Source organism: Kitasatospora sp. NPDC057015 (assembly GCF_042673745.1).
Lineage (GTDB): Bacteria > Actinomycetota > Actinomycetes > Streptomycetales > Streptomycetaceae > Kitasatospora.
Genome location: NZ_JBHUSG010000040.1, coordinates 14483 through 34430 on the forward strand (window position 1 = coordinate 14483; position 19948 = coordinate 34430).

Here is a 19948-nt window from a genome sequence, read left to right on the forward strand (position 1 = left end):
AGCTCAGGGTGCCGGCCGGACGAGCCTGAGCAGGACCTCGTCGTACTCCTCGTCGCCGCGCCTGCTCTGCTCGGTGAAACCCATCCGGGCGTAGAACCCCCGGGCGGCCGTGTTCCGCTCGTACACCTCCAGGGTCAGCGCACCGTGCCGGGCGGCCGCGTGCCCGACCAGCGCCCGGCCCACGCCGTGCCCCTGCGCCTCGGGGGCGACGAACAGCCCGCCGATCTCCGCACCGGTGTCCGGGCCGGTGTCCGTCCCGGTCTCCGCGCCGGCCGCCGCCTCGCTCCCATGCGGTACGTCCGATACGTCCGGTACGGCGGTGCCGGAGTGCAGGAGCCCGAGCACCCCGACGGCCCGGCCGTCGATCTCGGCCATCCAGTTGTCCGCGTGGACCAGGTAGACCTCCCGCATCTTCCGCTCGCGCTCGCCCGTCCCCTCGCCCGGGATGAAGGGGTGCGCCTGCCGGCCGGCCCGGGCCCACACCAGGACGGCCGCGTCCTCGTCCGCCGGAGTGTACGGACGGATGATCAGATCGTCGGTCATGGTGCCGACGGTACCCGGGGACGGTCGCGGCGGCGGGGCATTTACCGGGTGCCGGTGCCGGCACCCGCTCAGGCCCGCCGGTGCTGGGCCGCGTGATCGTTCTGGTAGTGTTCACCACGTCGAAGAGAGATCTTCCACATGCGTCGGTGGTGCTGGTGGAGCACGTCCTACTTTCAGTAGGAAGAGTCCGTTCGAATCGGGCCCGGCGCTCCAGTTCTCCATCCTCCGCCCGGGCCGCCTCAGCGTCCCGGGCGGAGGCGTTTCAGCCGACCACCAGCGGCAGATCGCGGCAGAACCGCCGGTCGGCGTCCCGCAGCTCGCCGGCCGGACCGGCCGCTCGCAGCACCACGTCCAGCACCGCGTCCGGGTCGCAGGCGTAACCGCCGCTGGCCCAGGCCGGATTGGCCTCCACCACGCTCCAGGCCCCCGAATCCGCGAGCAGGCCGACGTCCACCACCACCGCGCTCGGCAGGCTGCCGGCGCAGCCGGCCAGGACGTCGGCGGCGAAGGCCAGCGCCTCCTCCCGGTACGGGTCGGCGGCGAGCGGCGCGACGGACAGCCCACCGTCCACCGCGTACCGGCTCGCCGCGTGCACCACACCGTCCAGCACGAACAGCCGGTACTCCCGCCGGAACGCCACGATGTCGCTGACCAGGACGAGGGTGTCGTCGTCGAGCGCGTCCGGGCCGGGCAGGCCGCTGCCGTCCGGGTAGATCCGGGCGGGGAAGAGCTTGTCCACCGGGGGCTTGAGGAACGCCGGCCGGCGCAGCCGGCGCGCGTCGGCCAGGGGCAGGCACTCGATCCGGCGTCCCGTCAGCCCGACGGGCAGGGTGGTCAGCCAGTCCGGCGCCGCGTCCAGCAGCGCGAGGCCCAGCTCGCGACCGACCGCGTCACCGAACAGCGGCCCGCCGTAGACGTGCGCGGCCACCGCGGCGGGCAGCCCTTCGGGCACCCGGTACGACGTTGCCGTACGGGCCGCCAGCCCCCGCCGCTGCGCCGCGGTGCGCAACGCGAGCCCGGTCTCGTTGATCCGGGGTGCGAGCAGGAGCAGCCGGCCACCGGTGGGGCCGGTGCCGTCGACGGTCTTCGGGCTGATGGTCATGGAACGTGATGCTGCCCGGCCGGAAGGACGGCTGACCAGTGGTTTTCGCCGGGGGATCTGGTGACGGGGCCCTCTGCCGTGCCAGAGTCCTCCCTGAACCGGCCGGCGACGGGGGTGGGCGACACCGGCCCCCGCACCGGTCGCCGCAGGCACTCCGACCCACCCTCAGCCGGAAAGCAGGCCACCGCCGATGACCAGCGAAGCACCCTTCGTCCGCGTCAGCACCGCCGACGCCGTCACCACCCTCGAACTGGACTCGCCGCACAACCGCAACGCGCTCTCCACCCGCCTGATGGCCGAGCTCACCGCCGGGCTCGCCGCGGCGGCGGCCGATCCCGCGGTGCGCGCCGTGGTCCTCGGGCACACGGGCAAGGTGTTCTGCGCCGGTGCGGACCTCTCGGAGGCCACCGGCGCCGACCCGACGGTCGGGCCGCGCGGACTGGTCGACCTCCAGCGGGCCCTGCTGGACTGCCCGAAGCCGGTGATCGCGGTGATCGACGGGCACGTCCGGGCGGGCGGGCTCGGCCTGGTCGGCGCCGCCGACCTGGCGATCGCCGGTCCGGCCTCCACCTTCGCCTTCACCGAGGTACGGCTCGGGCTGGCCCCGGCGGTCATCTCGCTGCCGCTGCGTCCGAAGCTGGAGCCCCGCGCGGCCTCCCGCTACTACCTCACCGGCGAGACCTTCGACGCGGCCGAGGCGGCCAGGATCGGCCTGGTCACCGAGGCGGCCGAGGACGTGCCGGGCGCGCTGAAGGGGCTGCTGGACGCCCTGCGGCTCGGTTCGCCGCAGGGGCTGGCCGAGTCGAAACGGCTCGCCAACGCCGAGGTGGTGCGCTCCTTCGAGCGGGACGCGGACGAGTTGGTCGCGCTGTCGGCCCGGCTGTTCGGTTCGGACGAGGCGCAGCAGGGCATGCGGGCCTTCCTGGAGCGCCGTCCGGCGCCGTGGGCGCAGTGAGCACCCGCGCCCGATAGGGCCGGTGGCCGGGCTCCCCGCGGCCGGTTGCCTGGTCGACCGGGGGAGCCCGGCTTGCCGCCGGGCCGGCGTCAGCCGATCGCCGCGCGCTCCCGCCAGAGGTCCAGCAGTGCGCGGTCGCCCTCGCACTCCACCGCGTCCGGCCGGAGGCGGTTCCAGAGCAGCAGGTACAGGTCCCGGGCGGGCCCGGTCAGTACCAGGTCCGCCGGGGCGTCCCGGAGCTCGACCGTGAGGGGGTCCGGACCGATCGTCGCCAGCCAGGTGCCGGGTCCGTCGGTGGCCCGGACCGCCACCGTGCGCGGCCGCTCGCTGCGCAGCCTGGTGCGCGGGCGGGCGAGCATGCCCCGCAGCAGCTCGTCGATCCCGTCCAGCGCGGGCTCGGTGGCCAGCCGAGGGCCCGCGAGGCCGGCCGCCGCCTCGGCGTCGTGGCGGTGCACGGCCGTCTCGTGGGCCTGCCGGCGGGCCCAGAAGGCGAGCGGGGAGGGAGCCGGCAGGAAGGTCCAGCAGTCCAGGTCGGCGGGGGCGTTCCGGAGGGCGGCCAGCAGGTCCGCGTGCCCGGCCCGGAACCAGTCGACGAGGTCGGCGTCGGAGGGCTCCGGGCCCCAGAGGGCCGCGGTGGCGTCGTCGTCCAGCGGTGCGGTGTGACCCCGCGTCACATAGGCGCCGGCCCACCGGTGCACCCGGCCGGTGTGCACCACCAGGTCGCGCAGCAGCCAGTCGGGACAGGTCGGTACGGGGGCGGCGGGGTCGGTGGCCGCGGCGGCGTCGGCGAGCAGCCCGCCCTCGCGGTCCAGTACGTCGAGGTGCGCGTCTATGTCCATGGTGGACATGATCTCTTGCGGCGCCTGCGGCTGGTGGTGGCGGTGGCGGTGGGGGTGGGGGTGGGGGTGGTGAGTGCGGCGTGGCAGGTGCGGGCGTGGCAGAGGTGTGACGTTGCTCGCCCCGTCCGCCGGGTGGCGCCTACGGGCCGGTAACGTGAGCGCATGTCGATCACCAGTTCGCTGTTCTCCACCGCCCGGGCCGGCGGGCGTCGCGCCCTGGGGCGGCTGGTGCACCGGGGCTGGGCCTGGGTGCAGCGGACCGGCGCCGTCTCCAACGACAACCCGGGGCCGTACCGCTTCGGCGCACTGGGGGACGGCACCAAGCTGGCCTTCCCGCTCGGCGCCGTCTTCAACGAGCAGTGGATCACCATCGGCCCGTTCTCGATCATCGGGGAGCGCGTCACCATCAGCGCCGGCTTCCTGCCCGGCCTCGATCTCGGCCCCGAGCCGATCGTCCGGATCGGCGGCGGCTGCGTGATCGGCCGGGACAGCCACATCGTCGGCCACCAGTCGATCGTGCTCGGCGACGACGTCTGGACCGGCCCCGGCGTCTACATCTCCGACCAGGCGCACGAGTACCGCTCCACCGACCTGCCGATCGGCAAGCAGTGGCCGCGCAACGAGCCGGTGGAGATCGGGGCCGGCAGCTGGATCGGCACCGGCGCGGTGATCCTGCCCGGCGCGCGCCTGGGCCGCAACGTCGTGGTCGCGGCCGGATCCGTGGTGCGCGGCGAGGTGCCGGACCACAGCGTGGTCGCGGGCGCCCCCGCCAGGGTGGTCCGCAGCTGGACGCCCGAGGAGGGCTGGCAACCGCCGTTCCGCAACGAGGCGCCGAGCCCGATCCCGGAGGGCGTCACCGCCGAGCAGCTGCGCGCGCTGGTCGGCTGGGACCTGCGCCTGCCCGGCGAGGGCACCGCGCCCTGACGGGCGGTCCGGGCCGGGGCCGCGGGTGCGCGGGTGGCCGCCCGGGGCGTCAGCCCGCGGGGCGGAGCGTGACGACGGCGGTGACGCCGTCCACCCGCAGCAGGTCCGGGCCGGGGGAGTCCAGCAGGGCGGCGTCGAACCGGCCCAGCCGCAGGTCGGCCGCGCCCAGGCCGGCGCTGCCGGTGAGGCAGACCAGCAGCAGCGCCGCGCCCGGCGGCACGTCCACCTCCCGCTGGTAGTCGGCGATCGCGACCTCGGCCGTCGCCCGGCCGCGCCGGGTCATGACGTTGAAGTCGACCACCGGGCCGCCCAGCAGGCGGCAGTCCGTCACGGCGTCACCGGCGAAGGCGAACGGCCGGTACGGCTGCGCGAGGACGTGCTCGGTCCCGTCCACCGTGAGGGCCATCCCGGGGCCGTCCACCAGGGTGATCACCCGGTCGACGCCGGGGAAGGCCGAGAACGGCCCGCCCTGTCCGACGTCCGCGAGGCTCACCCGCCAGTCGAAGTCGGCCAGCCCGGCGCCGGCGGGCGCGCCCGCCACCTCGCGGGTGACGCCGCCGCCGTTGAGCCAGGCCGTGGCGGGGCGTTCGGCCGCCCGCAGTACCCGTACCGCCATGCCGCACCTCGTCCCGTCGGTTCCGGTCGCCGGTCGCCGATCACCGGGCGTCAGCCACCGGCCACCGGTCCTCGGTCCTCGGTCAGGAAGATCCTCGCACGCGCCCGCGGCAGCGACCCGCCGTGCCGGCTGCCGCACCGGTCCTCCGTGCACTCCCGGGCGGGGGTGGGCGGCCCGGGAGGGCAGACCCGCCCGACCCGCGGGGCAGTGATTCGGGGCGCCGTCGTTTCGGGACGCCGTCGGCGGGCGGTGTCCGCGGCCCGGGCCCGGAGCCGCGCCCGTTCGCGGCCGGCTCAGTGCGCCGCGGCGGCCGGTCGCCGGGAGCGGATCGCGAAGGGCAGCAGCCCGGCCAGGGCGGCGGCGCCGGCGACGGTGGTGAGGGCCGTCGGGAGCCCGGTGGCGTCGGCCAGGAAGCCGATCACCGGGGGGCCGATCAGCATCCCGGCGTACCCGAGGGTGGAGGCGGTGGCCACGCCCTGCGGGCCGCCGGCCGCGCCGGCCTGGGCGATGGCCAGCGGGAAGATGTTGGCGAGCCCGAGCCCGACCAGCACCAGCCCCGCGAGGGCGGCGGCTACCGACGGCGCGAGCGCCGCCACCAGCATGCCGGTGCAGGCGGCGAGCCCGCCGATCGCCATCACGCGGGTCTGGCCGAGCCTGATGGAGAGCCAGGTGCCGCTGACCCGGCCGGTCGTCATCGCGAAGGCGTAGGCCGCGTAGCCGGCGGCGGCCAGGGCCGGGGTGGCGTGCACGTCGTCGGTCAGGTGCAGGGTGGCCCAGTCGGCGATCGCGCCCTCGCCGTACGCGGTGAACAGGGCGGTCAGGCCGAGCAGGACGACCAGCAGCGTCGCCGGCCGGGCGCCCGCCGCCCTGGTCGTGCCCTTCGCGTCGGCCCGGTCCGCCGCCTTGGCGGTGCGCGGTGCCGCGGCCGGGGAGGACGGGCCGCGCAGCAGTGCGGTGCCGGCGGCGGCGGTGACGGCCAGGCCGAGGGCGCCGCTGAGCGCGAGGGCCCAGGCGGTGCTGAGGGTGCCGGCGAGCAGGCCGCCGATGCCCGCGCCGAGCAGGCCGCCGAGGCTGTATCCGGCGTGGAAGCTGGGCATGACGGGCCGCCGCAGTTCGGCCACCACCTCGACGGCGGCGCTGTTCATCGCCACGTTCGCCCCGCCGTAGCCGGCTCCGAAGAGCAGCAGGACGGCGCCGAGGGTGAGGACCGAGTGGGTGTGCGCGGGCAGCGGCACCGCTGCGCTGAGCAGCGCGACCGAGGCGATCGTCACGGGCCGGGAGCCGTAGCGGACGCAGAGCCTGCCGACCACCGGCATGGTGGCCACCGCGCCGGCCGAGATGCAGAGCAGGGCGAGTCCGAGCGCGCTGTGCGAGGCGCTGACCTGTCCCCGGATGTCGGGGATGCGAACGACCCAGGCGGCGAAGAGGAAGCCGTCCATGGCGAAGAATGCGGTGAGGGCGAGTCGGGCGGGCGACCAGGCGGCCCGCTTGCTGGGAGACTGGTAGGGGGCTTCCGAACGGGCGCGGGTTTTGTTTAGGAGCGGCACAAAGTAAGAATAGGGGTGTGCAGCACTCACCCACAAGCCCGAAGCCCGTCCAGGACACCAGTCGCAGGGCCGCGCCCGACCGCGGACGCACGCTGCTCGGGCCGGCGCTCACCCTCATCCACACCGGTCAGGCGCCCACCAGATCGGCCCTGACCAAGGCCCTCGACGTGACCAGAGCCACAGCCGGGGCCGTCACCGGGGAGCTGGAGGCGCTCGGACTGATCACCGTCGACTCCCGCCCGGCGGGCGGCGGACGCGGCCGGCCCTCGCACCGGCTCGCCGTCGACCCCGCCGGGCCGGTGGTGGTGGCCGGCCAGATCCACTCGGACGGGTTCAGCGTGGCGCTCGGCGGCCTCGGCGGGCAGCTGGAGCCGCCCGTCCACCTGCCGCTGCCGGCCGCCACCGACCCCGTCCGGATGCTGCGGGCCGTCGCCGAGACCGGGGCCGAGCTGGCCCGCGCCACCTCCCGCCGCTGCCTCGGCGCCGCCCTCGCACTGCCCAACCCCGTCACCGAGCCGGACGGCACCGCGCTCGCCGCGCTGCACTTCGCCTGGCCGAGCGGCACCCCGGTGGCGGACCTCTACGACGTGGAGGTCCGCCGCGCCGACCACGGCCCCCACGCGCCCGCCGCGCTGCCCAGCTTCGTCGCCAACGACGCCAACCTCGGCGCCCTCGCCGAGTACCGGCACGGCGCCGGCCGCGGGGCGCGGCACCTGCTGCTGGTGACCTCGGGCCACCGGGGCGTCGGCGGCGCGCTGGTCATCGACGGGAAGCTGCACACCGGCAGCGCCGGACTCGCCCTGGAGGTGGGCCACCTGACGGTGGATCCGCAGGGCCGGCTCTGCCAGTGCGGCAACCGGGGCTGCCTCAACGCGGAGACCGACCCCGACGCGCTGTTCGCCGCCGCCGGACTCGTCCCCGACCCGGCGCGTCCGCTGCTCGACCAGGCCCGCGAGCTCACCAGGTCCGCGGCCACGGACCCGCGCGCCCGGGCCGCGGTCGCCCACGTCATCGACCGGCTCGGCCTCGGCCTCGCCGGGGTGGCCAACATCCTCAACCCCGACCGGGTGGTGCTCAGCGGCCTCCACCTCGACCTCTGGGAGGCCGACCCGGACCGCCTGCGGGCCGTGGTCGCCGAGCGCTGCCTCTGGGGCCGCAGCGGACGGGTGCCGATCGTCGGCGCCGCCCTGGAGCACGGCGCCCTGGTCGGCGCGGCCGAACTCGCCTGGCTGCCCTACCTCGCCGACCCGCAGGCGGTGACCGGCGACTGAGGTCCGCCGGCGGCCCCGGGCGGCGCCCGTCGCGGCGTCCTGTGCCCGTGATCCCGGCGAGCCGGTGGCCGGCGTCCGGTCCGTAGGCCTGCCGGGCTGCTGTCGACGTCCGTGTACGCGGCGGACACTGCCCGTGGCGGGACGGCTCGTGGTTGGAGGGTTCGCGGCTGGAGGGTTCGCAGCGGGACGGCCTGCCGGGTGCCCGCCGTGGTCGGCGAAGCGCGGCTCGTTCGGGTCTCGCCCGTCGGGGTGGGCGCGAGGCCGCGGCTGTCGCAACCCGTGGGCCGGGTGCAGCTCGCGGTGGCGGCGTAGCCCGCCGATCCTGGCCCGGCCCTGGCGCCTGCCGTGCCGGCCCTGCGGCGGGAGCGGCCGGTGCCGCGGGGGAGGGCCGGGAGTGGGGGAGGGAGGCCGGCCTCGGCACGCGGTCCTTCGCGTGCGGCGGCGGCTTCCGCTGTCCGGTCGACTTCTCCGGCGAGGGGTGACCTCTCCGACGAGCCGGTGGCGCTGCCGGCGGACTCCGTCGTCCTGCTCAGCAGCTCCCCGCTCGTCGGTGGCGTGGTGGGCCCGTCAGGGCTCCCGACCGACGCCGTCGTCCGTTTCACGACCGGCTGACGCACCTGCGTCGGCGGCCGGCGGTGCTACGCGAAGGACGGCCGCCGGCCGAAGGGGCGGCGCAGCAGGCGGACGGCCGGCCGGCTCGGCGCCGGAGCGTCATCGCGGCGGGCGGTCGAGGCGAGCCGGTCGGCCTCGTGGCCGGCGAGCCGAGGCGGCGGGCCGGATCCGTCGTCGGTGTCGGTGTGAAGCTGGGTCAGGGCTGCGACGAGTACGGAGTAGTCGCTCATTTCAGGGTTCCTTTCGGTCTGCTTCCTATGACCTCAAGGTTGACACCTCGTCATGACGCCAGTTTTGCAGGCGGGTCTCGTTCTGGTGGCCGTTGGGTGGACGTCTGCCCCCGGGCGTTTCCGGCGGGCCGCGCGAATGTTACGGCGGGATAAGCGGAAGCTGGAATGCCGGTAACAGTTACTTATTGTTATTAACTGTTACACTGGGTGTGGATGTGAGGGGAGTGACCAAAGCGACGGATGTGACGTCGGTGGGTCGTGCCCCGCACACCGGACCGCCTGCCGCGAGGAGAGCTGCGATGACCGCCGGGAATGCTTCGACGACCGCCGAGACCATCGACGTGGACCGCTCGGACGCGGAGTACCGCGACTGGCTCAAGGAGGCCGTCCGCAAGGTCCAGGCCGACGCCAACCGCTCCGCCGACACCCACCTGCTGCGCTTCCCGCTGCCCGCGGACTGGGGCATCGACCTCTACCTCAAGGACGAGTCCACCCACCCGACCGGCAGCCTCAAGCACCGGCTGGCGCGCTCGCTCTTCCTCTACGGGCTCTGCAACGGCTGGATCCGGCCGGGCAAGCCGGTGATCGAGGCCTCCAGCGGCTCCACCGCCGTCTCCGAGGCGTACTTCGCCGGGCTGATCGGCGTCCCGTTCATCGCCGTGATGGCCAGGAGCACCAGCCAGTCCAAGATCGACCTGATCGAGTTCCACGGCGGCAGCTGCCACCTGGTCGACAGCGCCTGCGAGGTCTACGAGGCGGCGGCCCGGCTGGCGGAGGAGAGCGGCGGCCACTACATGGACCAGTTCACCTACGCCGAGCGGGCGACCGACTGGCGCGGCAACAACAACATCGCCGAGTCGATCTTCGCCCAGCTGCGCCTGGAGCCGCACCCCGAGCCGGCCTGGATCGTCGCCACCGCCGGCACCGGCGGCACGTCGGCGACCATCGCCCGCTACGTCCGGTACACCCAGCACGACACCCGGATCTGCGTCGCCGACCCGGAGAACTCCTGTTTCTTCGAGGGCTGGGTCGAGCACGACCCCGACGCCACCTGCGAGAGCGGATCCCGGATCGAGGGCATCGGCCGGCCCCGGATGGAACCGAGCTTCGTGCCCGGCGCCATCGACCGGATGATGAAGGTCCCGGACGCCGCGTCGATCGCCACCGTCCGGGTGCTGGAGCAGGTGCTCGGCAAGAAGGCCGGCGCCTCCAGCGGCACCGGGCTGTGGAGCGCGCTGCGGATCGTCGCCGAGATGCGGGCGGCCGGGCGGCGCGGCAGCGTCGTCACCCTGATCTGCGACCCCGGCGACCGCTACCTCGACAAGTACTACTCGGACGACTGGCTGGCCGCCCAGGGCATCGACATCGGCCCGTACCGCGACCGGCTGACGGCCTTCCTCGCGGGCGGCTCCTGGCTGGACTGACCGGCGACCGGCCGTCCGGCGACGGACCGGACCGGCCGGCGATCGCCCGGGACCAACCGTGCCGCCGCACCGGACTGACGGATCGTCGGCTCCTGACCTGGACACGCCCACGGGCGGCGCACTCACCGGCCCGTCGCACCCTCCCCGCCCAAGCTGGGACCCCCGGACGCCCGAGGCGCCGGGTGGAGCACCCCAGCGACGAGGTTCGAGGAGTCGGTTGCGATGGCCTGGCACGGGCGGACACTACGCAGGACGAGCGTCCTGGTACTGAGCGCGTTGGCGTTCGGCGGCCTCACGGCGGGCCCGCTGGCCGGGCCCGCCGTCCCGGCCGGCCTCCCCACCGGTGGCACGGTGATCGTGAACGAGACCTTCGAGGGCGCCACGGTGCCGGACCCGGCCTGGGAGCCGCTCGGCCGGGCCTGCCTGACCGGGGCACCCGTGGGCAGCACGCCCCCGTCCGGGGCGGCCCAGATCCCCGCCTGCCCGCAGGCCGGCCAGGGCCCGCCCCCCACCCCCGGGGTGACCCCCGGCTACCTCCAGCTCAACGACGCGAGCGGCTTCGTCGGCGGCTCGCTGCTGTACCGGCGCCCGGTGCCGGCCTCCGCCGGACTCTCGGTCACCTTCGAGCAGTACCAGTACGCCGGGACGGCCGCGCCCGGCGACGGCATCGGCTTCTACCTGGTCGACGGCTCGACGCCGCTCGACGGCCAGGGCGCGGACGGCGGCAGCCTCGGCTACGCCCAGCGGAACCTGGTGCCCGGGGTGGTCGGCGGATACCTCGGCGTCGGTCTGGACGCCTACGGGAACTTCTTCAACGACGGGGAGTCGCGCGGCGCCGACTGCCCGGTCGGGCAGCAGTCACCCGTCCAGGTGGACGGGCCGGTGGCGCCCAACGCGATCACCCTGCGCGGCCCGGGCGCCGGAATCTCCGGCTACTGCTACCTCGCCTCCACCACCACCCCGACCGCCGACCCGAACCGGTACGCCTCGACGCTGCCGGGCACGCTCAGCGCCGCGTTCGGGGTCACCGACCCGGCGGTCGCCAAGCGCCTGGTCAACGTGCAGATCACGCCGGCCCCCGCGTCCCGGGTGATCGTCCAGCTGGACTTCCAGGACGGCGCGGGCTGGCAGGAGGTGCTCAACCAGCCGGCCCCGGCCGGCCTGCCGTCGACGTACAAGTTCGGCTTCAGCGCCTCCACCGGCGGCAGCACCGACGTCCACCTCATCCGCGGCGTGAACGCCGCCACCATCGTGCCGCTCAGCCGCCTCGACCTGGTCAAGCAGGTCGACCGGACCGGCACCCCGTTGCCCGCCGAGATCACCGCCGGCACCGTCATCCCCTACCAGTACGTGCTGACCAACGGCGGCCTGGACACCCTGACCGGGCTCCAGGTGACGGACGACCGGCTCGCGCCGGTCACCTGCCCCGCCACCAGCCTCCCGCCCGCGCCGGCCACCGGCAGCACCGTGGTGTGCACCGGCAGCTACACCGTGACCGCCGCCGACGTGGCCGCCGGGAAGGTGGTCAACACCGCCAACGCCACGGCGACCGCGCAGAACGGATCGACCGTCGACGCGCCGCCCTCCTCGGTGACCGTCCCGCTGGTCTCCTCGCTCGGCCTGACCAAGACGGTGCTCACGCCGGCGCCGCAGACGGCCGGCCAGAGCATCGACTACGCGTTCACGGTCACCAACACCGGTGGCTCGACGGTCTCCACCGTGACCGTCCAGGACCCGCTGATCAGCCCGGCCGACGGGTCGAACCCGATCTCCTGCCCGGTCTCGGTGCTCCAGCCCGGTGATTCGACCGTCTGCACGGCGAGCTACGTGCTCAAGGCCTCCGACCTGGCGGCCACCGGCACCTTCACCAACACCGCCACCGCCGGTGGGCAGACCGCCCTGGGGCAGCGCGTGGTCTCGGCGCCCGCCAGCGCCACGGTCGGCCAGGTGGCCGACATCGGGGTCACCGTGACCGCCGACCCCACCACCCCGCCGGTCGGCGGGACGGTCACCTTCACCGTGACGGCCACCAACCACGGCCCGGACGACGCCTCCTCGGTGGTGATCTCCAACCCCGTCCCGGCCGGCTCGACCTACGTCTCCGCCACCCCGGGCGCCGGCACCACCTTCGACCCGTCGACCTCGAAGTGGACGATCCCCGCCCTGCCGCTGAACGGCTCCGCGCAGCTCACCTTCGTCGTGCGGGTGTCCGGCACCGACCCGGTGACGGACACCGCGACCGTCGTCTCCGCCGCCCAGACCGACCCCGTGATCTCGAACAACACGGCCTCCGCCACGGTCACGCCGGTGCAGGCGACCGACATCGCGGTCACCAAGTCGGTCGACGACGCGAGCCCGCTGATCGGGCAGCAGATCACCTTCACGGTCGGCGCCGAGAACAAGGGCCCGGCCGCCGCCACCGGGGTCACGCTGACCGACGTCCTCCCACCGGGGCTCACCCTGATCCGGTCCACACCCTCCACGGGGACGTACGACCGGATCACCGGGGTCTGGACCGTGGGCGACCTCGCGGTGGGGGACAAGGCGACCCTGCTGCTGACCGTGGCGGCCACCAGGACCGGGCTGCTCGCCAACAGCGCCTCGCTGACGACGGTCCAGCCGGCCGACTCCGTGCCCGCCAACGACGAGGCGTCGGCCCAGGTCGTCGTACGGAACGTCAGCCCGAGCCCGAGCCCGAGCCCGAGCCCGAGCCCGAGCCCGTCGCCGTCGCCGTCGCCGTCGCCGTCGCCGTCGCCGAGCCCGAGTCCGTCGCCGAGCCCCACCCACACCCACAGCCCGAGCCACAGCCCCAAGCCGAGCCCGAGTCCCACCCACACCCACAGTCCGAGTCACAGCCCGAGCCACGGCCCGAGCCACAGCCCCAAGCCGAGCCCGTCGGACGACTGCTCCAGCCCGGCCCCCGGCGGTTGGTCCGGTCACCACCCGGCGCCCATTCCGCGCCCGGGTGCCAGGGCGGTCCCGGTCGTGGTCCCGGTCGAGGTCCCGATGGGTGTGCCGATGGACGTGCCGGTGGACCTGCCGGACGCCGCTGAGGGCGGGGAGCCCCGGGTGAGCACGTCGGACGGTCCTGCCGCCGCGCCGGCCGCGGCCGACCTGGCGCGCACCGGATTCTCGGTCGTGCCGCTGGTGGTGGCCGCCGGGCTGCTGATCCTGATCGGTGGAGTGTTCTCCGCCGCCGGGCGTCGCCGCAGGCACTGATCCCGGGCACCGGATCCGAGGTCGGAGCCGGTCACGACGAGCGGCGGGTCGCCCCTTCGAGGGGGCGGCCCGCCGCTCGCGTCCGTTCCCGGGCGAGGGTCAGCCGGCGCATGGCGCGGCGGCGGCCGTCGCCGAGCAGGGCTTCGCCGGGACGGCGGCCCGGCGGACGGCTGAGCGCGGCGGGACGGCCCGCCGACCGGTGCCGCGCTGGGCGGCGGTGCGGAGCGGTCCGTGCGGTGCGCGGTGACTCAGTCGGACGGGGTGACCAGGACCTCGCGGACGTGCTCGCGGGCGATCCGGGCGGCGTCGTCCGGGAGCCCCGCGTCGGTCACCCAGGTGTCGGCCTCGGCGAGTTCGGCGAAGGTCGAGAGGCCGACCAGCCCCCACTTGGTGTGGTCGGCGACGACCACCAGCCGGCCGGCCGAGTCGACGAACTGCCGGTTGGTCTCGGCCTCGGCGATGTTCGGGGTGGAGAGCCCGGCCTGCGCCGACAGCCCGTGCACGCCGAGGAAGAGCAGGTCGAACCGCATCGAGCGGATCGTGCGGTCCGCCACCGGGCCGACCAGCGAGTCGGACGGCGTCCGGACCCCGCCGGTGAGCACCACCGTCGCCCCGGCGCCCTCGCCGCGGCGCCGGGCACGCTCGAACACGTCCGAGACCGGCACGGAGTTGGTGACCACGGTCAGCCGCTCGATGCCGGTCAGGTGCGCCGCCAGCGCGTGGGTGGTGGTGCCGCCCGAGAGCGCGACCGCCGAGCCGGGCACCACCAGGGCCGCCGCCGCACGGGCGATCTCCTCCTTGGCGGACGGCTCCAGTGCCGACTTCGCCTCGAACCCCGGTTCGTGGGTGCGGGCAGCCTCGGCCGGGACGGCCCCGCCGTGCACCTTCTCCAGCACGCCGGCCCGGGCCAGCGCGTCCAGGTCGCGGCGGATGGTCATGTCCGAGACGTTGAGCCGGCGGGTCAGCTCGTTGACCCGGACACCGCCGCGCCGGCGCACCTCGTCGAGGATCAGCGCCCGCCGTTGCTCGGCCAGCAGGTTGCTGTTGTTCGCCATCCGCGCGCGTCCGCCTCTCCGTGACCGGCCAGTCCTTCGGGCCATCCTCGCACGGGCGTTCAGCGGGCGGGAGGCCGGACCGTCGACCCGCGGCCCTCGCGTCGCCCGACCGGGCGGGTGGGCGCGGCCGGGCGCCGCGACCGGTGTCGACGCCCGACCCCGGCACCCTGGGCCGTGTCTGACAATTCCCGCCGGGCGCCGCTGATCCGCCGAGATCCGCCGGACAGGCCCTAGCGGGACCCGGCGTCCCGGCGGCGGATCCGGTACAGCACGGAGGCGCGCAGCGGGCCCGGCGGCACGTCCGGATCGTCGAAGTCGTCGGCCGGGTCGTAGGTCATGCCGATCCGCCGCATCACCGCCCGGGAGCGGAGGTTGCCGTGGGCGGTGATCGCCAGCAGCTCCGGCAGCCCGAGGGTGGTGAAGCCGAACTCCAGGACGGCCAGCGCGGCTTCGGTGGCGTAGCCCTGGCCCCAGGCGGTGCGGGCCAGCCGCCAGCCGATCTCCACCCCGGTGAAGGGCAGGCCCTCGTCCACCGGGTCCAGGCCGGTGAAGCCGATGAACTCGCCGGTGGCCCGGACCTCGACGGCCCACCAGCCGTACCCGCGTTCGGCCAGCTCGGAGCGGAAGCGGGCGACCGAGTCCGCGCTCTGCTCGGCGGTGAGTACCTCGGGGAAGTACTCGCGGACCTCGGGGTCGGCGTTCAGGGCGGCCCAGGGCGCCAGGTCGGAGTCCCGCCACTGGCGGAGGAGGAGGCGGTCGGTGCGCAGTTCTGACATGGCGGCAAGCTACGTGACCGCCGCCCGCCGGGCGAGCGCATTACCGCCCGGGCCGACCGCTCCGGCGCCGCGCCCCGCTACGGCGCCCCCGCGCCGGGCAGGTCGGCGGGGACGAGCAGCTGGAGCTCCTCGGTGGACGGGTCGGCGAGGTGGGCGACCCGCATCGCGTGCCGCTCGACCATCGTCTCGAAGACCTGGCGGGCGGTCCGCCCGTTGCCGAAGCCGGGCCCGCGCTCCAGCCCGGCGAAGTGGTCGAGCAGCGCGCCCTCGGTGGCCTCGGCCAGTGCGTACTCGTGCTCGGCGCACTGCGAGCGGGCGATCTCCAGCAGCTCGCCCGCGGTGTAGTCGGGGAAGGTGATGGTGCGGGAGAAGCGCGAGGAGACACCGGGGTTGGCGGAGAGGAACCGTTCCATCTCCAGGGTGTAGCCGGCCACGATCACCACGACCTCGTCCCGGTGGTCCTCCATCAGCTTCACCAGGGTGTCGATCGCCTCGCGGCCGAAGTCGCGGGCGCCGTCCTCGGGCGCCAGCGCGTACGCCTCGTCGATGAAGAGCACTCCGCCGCGGGCGCGGTCGAAGGCGGCGGCGGTCCGGATGGCGGTCGAGCCGATGTGCTCGCCGACCAGGTCCACCCGGGCGACCTCGACCAGGTGCCCGCGCTGCAGGACGCCGAGCGCGGCGAGGATCTCCCCGTAGAGCCGGGCGACGGTGGTCTTGCCGGTGCCGGGCGCACCCGTGAAGACCAGGTGGCGGCGGAGCGAGGGCGCCTTCAGGCCGGCCTGCCGGCGGCGCCGCCCGACCGCGATCAGGTCGATCAGGGTGCGCACCTCCTGCTTGACGGTGGCGAGGCCGACCAGCGTGTCCAGCTCGGCGAGCGCCTCCTCGGCCGGGCGGCAGTCCGGGATCGCGGTGATCTGGGGCGGCGCCGCCGGCGGCGCGGCGGTGGTCAGCTGGGCGGCCCGCGGCGGCGGCAGGGCGGCCGGCGCGGCGGCGGGCGCCGGTGCGACGTCGTCCGAGGTGCAGTGCTCGACCAGCGGCCCCGGCTCGGAGAACTCGAAGCCGGCGCGTTGGTTCTGCTCGGCCCGGCAGCGGGTCAGCGCGGTGCGGCAGCCGTCGATGATGTGGAAGCCGAAGCCCTTGCCGTGCGAGACCCGGCAGTCCTCGAAGGTGCCGCGCCCCTGGGCGGAGACGTAGACGGCGGCCTCGGCGCTGCCCCGGACGGTGCAGTCGCGCAGCACCGGATCGGCGCCCTTGGTGACGATCACCCCGGTGGCGACCTCGGAGATCTCGCAGCCGGTGAGCAGCCCGCCGCTCCCGTGGTCGCGGAACCAGAGCCCGGTGCCGGCGTCCTGGACCCGGCAGCCCGAGAGCGCCACGGTGGCGCCGCCGCTGACCGAGACCGCCGAGCTGCGGATCCGGCTGAACGAGCAGTCCCTCGCGGTGGCCCGGGACTCCCGGTCCAGCACGAACAGCGCGTCGGGGAGGTCGTGCAGCGAGCAGTCGGTCAGGGTCAGCTGGGCGCCGTCGCTGACCCAGAGGGCCGGGTAGTCGCCGCCGCTGCTGTGGATCTCGCAGGACTCGGCGACCGCGGTGGTGCCCTGGTCCCAGACCGACAGCGCGCCGCGTCCGAAGTCCCGCACGGTGCTGTGCGACAGCGTCAGCCGGGCCCGGCCGCGCAGGTCGGCGCCGTTCTCCGGCAGGTCGTGCACCCGGCAGCCGGTGAGGGTGAGCTCGGCCTCGCCGTCCAGGGTGAGGCCGTTCCCGGTGACCCGGTGGATCTCGCAGTCGGTGAGCCGGCCGTCGGCGTGCGCCTCGGCCTGCACCCCGCTGCCGCGGATCTCGTAGATCTCGCAGCCGGTGAGCTCGGCGGCGCTGCCCGGGTCGCTGAGCAGGACGCCGGCTCCGGCGGCGTGGTGGAGCTTGCAGCGCAGCAGTGCGGTGGTGGCGCCGCCGAGCACGGCGAGTCCGGCCTGGCCGGCGGCGGCCACCTCGCAGTCCTCGAACACGGCGGCCGTGCCCTCGCCGCGCAGGCGCAGGCCCAGGCCGGCCGGGTTGCTGACCACACAGCCGCTGAGGGCCGGGCGGGCGCCGTCGGTCACCTCGACGCCGACGGCCGAGCGGGTGTCCACCCGGCAGCCGACGAGCAGCGGCGCCGCGTCCTGGCCGGTGACCAGGACGGCGGGGGCGGAGCTGTCGTTGCCCTCGATCACCAGGCCGCGCACGGTGGCGGCGGCGGTGACGGTCAGCGGCACCCCCGAGGGCGGGTCGATCCGGACGCTGCCCGGGCCCTCGGCCGGGACGACCGTGACGGCCTTGTCCAGCACCAGGTTCTCCCGGAACGTCCCGGGCCGCACGGTCACGGTGTCGCCCGGTTCGGCGGCCGCGAGGGCCTCCGTGAGCGTCTCGTACTCCCCGGCGCGGCGGCGCCACCGGGAGGCGCTGTCCTGAGTGACCCGGACCCTGTGCTCAGCCATGACGCTCCGCCATCCCCACCTTCGTCGGGCCCTCGTTCGCCGGGCCCGGTGCTCTCGGGCCCGCTCCTGCCGAGCCGGCGCACGTCCTGGCGCGCGGCGCCCGCCCACCGTAGCGCGCCCGCGCCTCCCGGCCGGGCCGTCGGCGCGTCCTGCCCGGTCAACGACTGGCCGGAGATTCCGTTCCGCTGGCCCGGTGCCCCGGCCCGGGCGGTCGCGGGGTGCACCGTCGCGCGCCGCCTACAGGTCCGATCCGCTCCGGTCCACGGAGCCGGCCGGCCAGCGCGGGCCGGTCTCCAGGACGGTGACCGCGTCCCCGACCCGGAGGGTGCCGAGCACGTCGCCGGTGACGCCCTCGGGCCGCTCCGGGATCAGGTTCTGCCCGAACGAGGCCTTCTTGAGCAGCCGGTTGTGCTTGGCCAGGGTGCGCAGCGGCTCGCGCCCGCGCCGCTCGCCGGTCTCCTGGTCGGTGGTGGTGACCACGCAGCGTCCGCAGGGCTTGACCACCCGGAAGGTGAGCTCGCCGACCCGGATCCGGCGCCAGGTGTCCTCCTCCCACGCCTGCGTCCCGTCGACCACCAGGTTCGGACGGAAGCGCGTCATCGGCAGGTCCTCGCCCGCGTCCTCCGGGTGCTCGGCGGCGATCAGCTCGTTCAGCCGCGCCAGCGAGGCGGTCGTGGTGAGCAGCAGCGGGAACCCGTCGGCCATCGAGACGCTCTGGCCGGGCTCGGACCAGTCCGGGTCGACCGGCCGCCGGCGCGGGTCGTCGAGGTGGACGAGACGGAAGTCGCCGACGTTCTCGGCGATCCAGGCCTGGGTCTTGCCGTCGGCCTCGGCGGCCTGGAACCCGGCCCCCCAGACCTCGACGTCGGCCAGCGGGTCGTGGCGGGCCGCGGAGGGCGGGGGCACCTCGATCCGGGCGCCGTCGGGGGTGCTGAGGGTGAGCGTGCCGTCCTCGGCGGGGAGGGTGCGGAGCTGGCCGAGCGCCGGCTGTTCGCGCTGGCTGACGAAACGTCCGGCGGCGTCGACCAGCATCCAGCGCCGGTCGCCGGCCAGTCCCCAGGGTTCGACCCGGGCGCTGGCGGGGCTCAGCCGGTACGTGGACTTGACGGGGTAGACGTGGAGTCCGGTCAGCAGTGGCATACCACCATCCTGCCAGCGTGCGGGGCGGGCCGGGGAGCCGGGGCGGGCCCGGTGCGGGCTGCGCGGGGCGGGGCGGCGGCGCTCCGGCGGGTGGTTCGGTGCGGCCTGCGGCGGGTGGTCGGGCGGGTTGTAGGGCGCGGCCTGCGGCGGGTGGTCCGGCGGTGGTCCGGAAAACGCGCACGGACCGTCCGGACACCGCGGTGGCGGTGGTCCGGACGGTCCGTGGATGACCCGTTTCTCCGTACGCCCGGCCCTTCGTCGCGCCGGGGTGTGCTCAGGTGGTGCGGGTGGAACCAGGGGCTGGGTTCAGTAGGCCTGGCCCTGGGACTGGTAGCCGGGCTGGGCGTACTGGCCCTGCTCGCCGTAGGGCGCGGGGCGCTGCGGCTGCATCGGGCGGACCGGGGCGACCGGGGAGACGGCGGGGCGCAGCTGGTTGCCGCCGAAGCTCTGGTCGGACTGGTTCTGGAAGCCCTGGCCGGCCGGGCCCTGCCCGGTGAAGGACTGCTGGCCGCCGAACGACTGGCCGCCGAAGGACTGGCCCCCGAAGCCCTGCCCGCCGAAGCCCTGCTGGGAGGCCTGCGCACCGAACGGCTGGCCGCCGCCGACGCCCTGCGGGGCGGTGGCGAAGGTGTTCTGGCCGCCGAAGCTCTGGCCGCCGGACTGGTAGGCCGGTGCCGCCTGCGGCTGCTGGAAGCCGCCGGGCATCGGGGCCTGCGGGCGGAACGGCTGCGGCGGGCCGCCGTAGCCGGGCACCGGCGGTTGCGGCACCGAGGCGTAGCTGGGCTGCGCCGGGATGTAGGAGGTGGCGGGGCCGGCGCCCGGGCTGCTGCTCGGCCCGGGGCCGAGGGCGAGCCGGGCGGGCGGCAGAGCGGGCAGGTTGCTGCCGGTGCTCTCGTACCCGGAGGAGTACCGGCTCTCGTAGGACGAGCCGAGGCCCGTGCCGTAGCCGGGGGAGAGCGCCGGGGGCAGTGCCGCCGGCACGTTGATGGGCGCGATCTGCGGGACACCGCGTTCTGCGACGAGGCTGTCGTAGATGGGCGTGCCGGAGGAGAAGGACGGAGGGGGGTAGCCGACTCCGTCGTAGGAGCGGGGCGAGGTCATGGGGCATACGGTAAGCCCACAATGTGCCTGCTGAGGAGAGTGGGAGGGCGGGCAGTTCAAGTGTTTACACACTCTTCGCTCGAACAAAGGCCTCGAAAGTAGGAAGATCCGACATATTGG

General features: G+C 75.3%; 16 protein-coding genes. 5 read left to right on the plus strand and 11 right to left on the minus strand.

Annotation, left to right across the window (positions count from 1 at the left end; genetic code table 11):
* Positions 1 to 3 precede the first annotated feature (3 nt).
* Both ACFTWP_RS29810 and ACFTWP_RS29815 read right to left on the minus strand, forming a co-directional pair.
* Positions 4 to 543: a GNAT family N-acetyltransferase gene (locus ACFTWP_RS29810; protein WP_380268029.1), complete on the minus strand. Its 540-nt coding sequence runs from the start codon at positions 541 to 543 to the stop codon at positions 4 to 6.
* A gap of 262 nt (positions 544 to 805) precedes the next feature.
* A complete protein-coding gene (locus ACFTWP_RS29815) occupies positions 806 to 1645 on the minus strand; it encodes an ATP-grasp domain-containing protein (protein ID WP_380268030.1) in 840 nt (279 codons plus the stop codon).
* Between the two features lie 190 nt (positions 1646 to 1835).
* Here ACFTWP_RS29815 and ACFTWP_RS29820 point away from each other — a divergent pair, with 190 nt between their 5' ends.
* Complete coding sequence (locus ACFTWP_RS29820; RefSeq protein WP_380268031.1) at positions 1836 to 2600, plus strand: enoyl-CoA hydratase family protein; 765 nt, start codon at positions 1836 to 1838, stop codon at positions 2598 to 2600.
* An 89-nt stretch (positions 2601 to 2689) separates the two neighbouring features.
* Here ACFTWP_RS29820 and ACFTWP_RS29825 read toward each other — a convergent pair whose 3' ends face one another.
* Positions 2690 to 3439, minus strand: a complete 750-nt coding sequence (locus ACFTWP_RS29825; protein ID WP_380268032.1) for a maleylpyruvate isomerase family mycothiol-dependent enzyme — start codon at positions 3437 to 3439, stop codon at positions 2690 to 2692.
* 162 nt (positions 3440 to 3601) lie between these two features.
* Between ACFTWP_RS29825 and ACFTWP_RS29830 the strand changes: the two genes are divergently transcribed.
* Entirely contained in the window at positions 3602 to 4363 is a 762-nt protein-coding gene (locus tag ACFTWP_RS29830) for an acyltransferase (protein ID WP_380268033.1), read from the plus strand.
* A 49-nt stretch (positions 4364 to 4412) separates the two neighbouring features.
* Here the strand turns inward: ACFTWP_RS29830 and ACFTWP_RS29835 are convergent, their stop codons facing one another.
* Both ACFTWP_RS29835 and ACFTWP_RS29840 read right to left on the minus strand, forming a co-directional pair.
* Complete coding sequence (locus tag ACFTWP_RS29835) at positions 4413 to 4979, minus strand: HutD family protein (RefSeq protein ID WP_380268034.1); 567 nt, start codon at positions 4977 to 4979, stop codon at positions 4413 to 4415.
* Positions 4980 to 5272: 293 nt separating this feature from the next.
* A complete protein-coding gene (locus ACFTWP_RS29840) occupies positions 5273 to 6526 on the minus strand; it encodes an MFS transporter (protein WP_380268035.1) in 1254 nt (417 codons plus the stop codon).
* A 17-nt stretch (positions 6527 to 6543) separates the two neighbouring features.
* On the opposite strand from ACFTWP_RS29840, the gene ACFTWP_RS29845 reads away from it, so the two are divergent.
* Positions 6544 to 7797 carry an ROK family protein gene (locus tag ACFTWP_RS29845; protein ID WP_380268036.1) on the plus strand — a complete coding sequence of 418 codons (1254 nt, stop codon included), beginning with the start codon at positions 6544 to 6546 and terminating at the stop codon, positions 7795 to 7797.
* A gap of 638 nt (positions 7798 to 8435) precedes the next feature.
* Here the strand turns inward: ACFTWP_RS29845 and ACFTWP_RS29850 are convergent.
* On the minus strand, positions 8436 to 8639 hold the full coding sequence (locus ACFTWP_RS29850; RefSeq protein WP_380268037.1) for a hypothetical protein: 204 nt from the start codon (positions 8637 to 8639) through the stop codon (positions 8436 to 8438).
* A 299-nt stretch (positions 8640 to 8938) separates the two neighbouring features.
* Between ACFTWP_RS29850 and ACFTWP_RS29855 the strand changes: the two genes are divergently transcribed.
* Both ACFTWP_RS29855 and ACFTWP_RS29860 read left to right on the plus strand, forming a co-directional pair.
* Complete coding sequence (locus ACFTWP_RS29855) at positions 8939 to 10063, plus strand: PLP-dependent cysteine synthase family protein (RefSeq protein ID WP_380268038.1); 1125 nt, start codon at positions 8939 to 8941, stop codon at positions 10061 to 10063.
* 222 nt (positions 10064 to 10285) lie between these two features.
* Entirely contained in the window at positions 10286 to 13282 is a 2997-nt protein-coding gene (locus ACFTWP_RS29860) for a hypothetical protein (RefSeq protein WP_380268039.1), read from the plus strand.
* A gap of 248 nt (positions 13283 to 13530) precedes the next feature.
* On the opposite strand, the gene ACFTWP_RS29865 is transcribed toward ACFTWP_RS29860, so the two are convergent.
* From ACFTWP_RS29865 to ACFTWP_RS29885, 5 genes are all read right to left on the minus strand, one after another.
* Positions 13531 to 14337, minus strand: coding sequence for a DeoR/GlpR family DNA-binding transcription regulator (locus tag ACFTWP_RS29865; protein WP_380268040.1), 807 nt, complete (start codon positions 14335 to 14337; stop codon positions 13531 to 13533).
* Positions 14338 to 14567: 230 nt separating this feature from the next.
* Entirely contained in the window at positions 14568 to 15113 is a 546-nt protein-coding gene (locus ACFTWP_RS29870) for a GNAT family N-acetyltransferase (RefSeq protein ID WP_380268041.1), read from the minus strand.
* Between the two features lie 77 nt (positions 15114 to 15190).
* Positions 15191 to 17587, minus strand: a complete 2397-nt coding sequence (locus ACFTWP_RS29875; RefSeq protein ID WP_380268042.1) for a right-handed parallel beta-helix repeat-containing protein — start codon at positions 17585 to 17587, stop codon at positions 15191 to 15193.
* Positions 17588 to 17824: 237 nt separating this feature from the next.
* A complete protein-coding gene (locus ACFTWP_RS29880) occupies positions 17825 to 18727 on the minus strand; it encodes an MOSC domain-containing protein (RefSeq protein ID WP_380268043.1) in 903 nt (300 codons plus the stop codon).
* Between the two features lie 306 nt (positions 18728 to 19033).
* Complete coding sequence (locus ACFTWP_RS29885; RefSeq protein ID WP_380268044.1) at positions 19034 to 19828, minus strand: DUF6643 family protein; 795 nt, start codon at positions 19826 to 19828, stop codon at positions 19034 to 19036.
* Between the last annotated feature and the right edge of the window lie 120 nt (positions 19829 to 19948).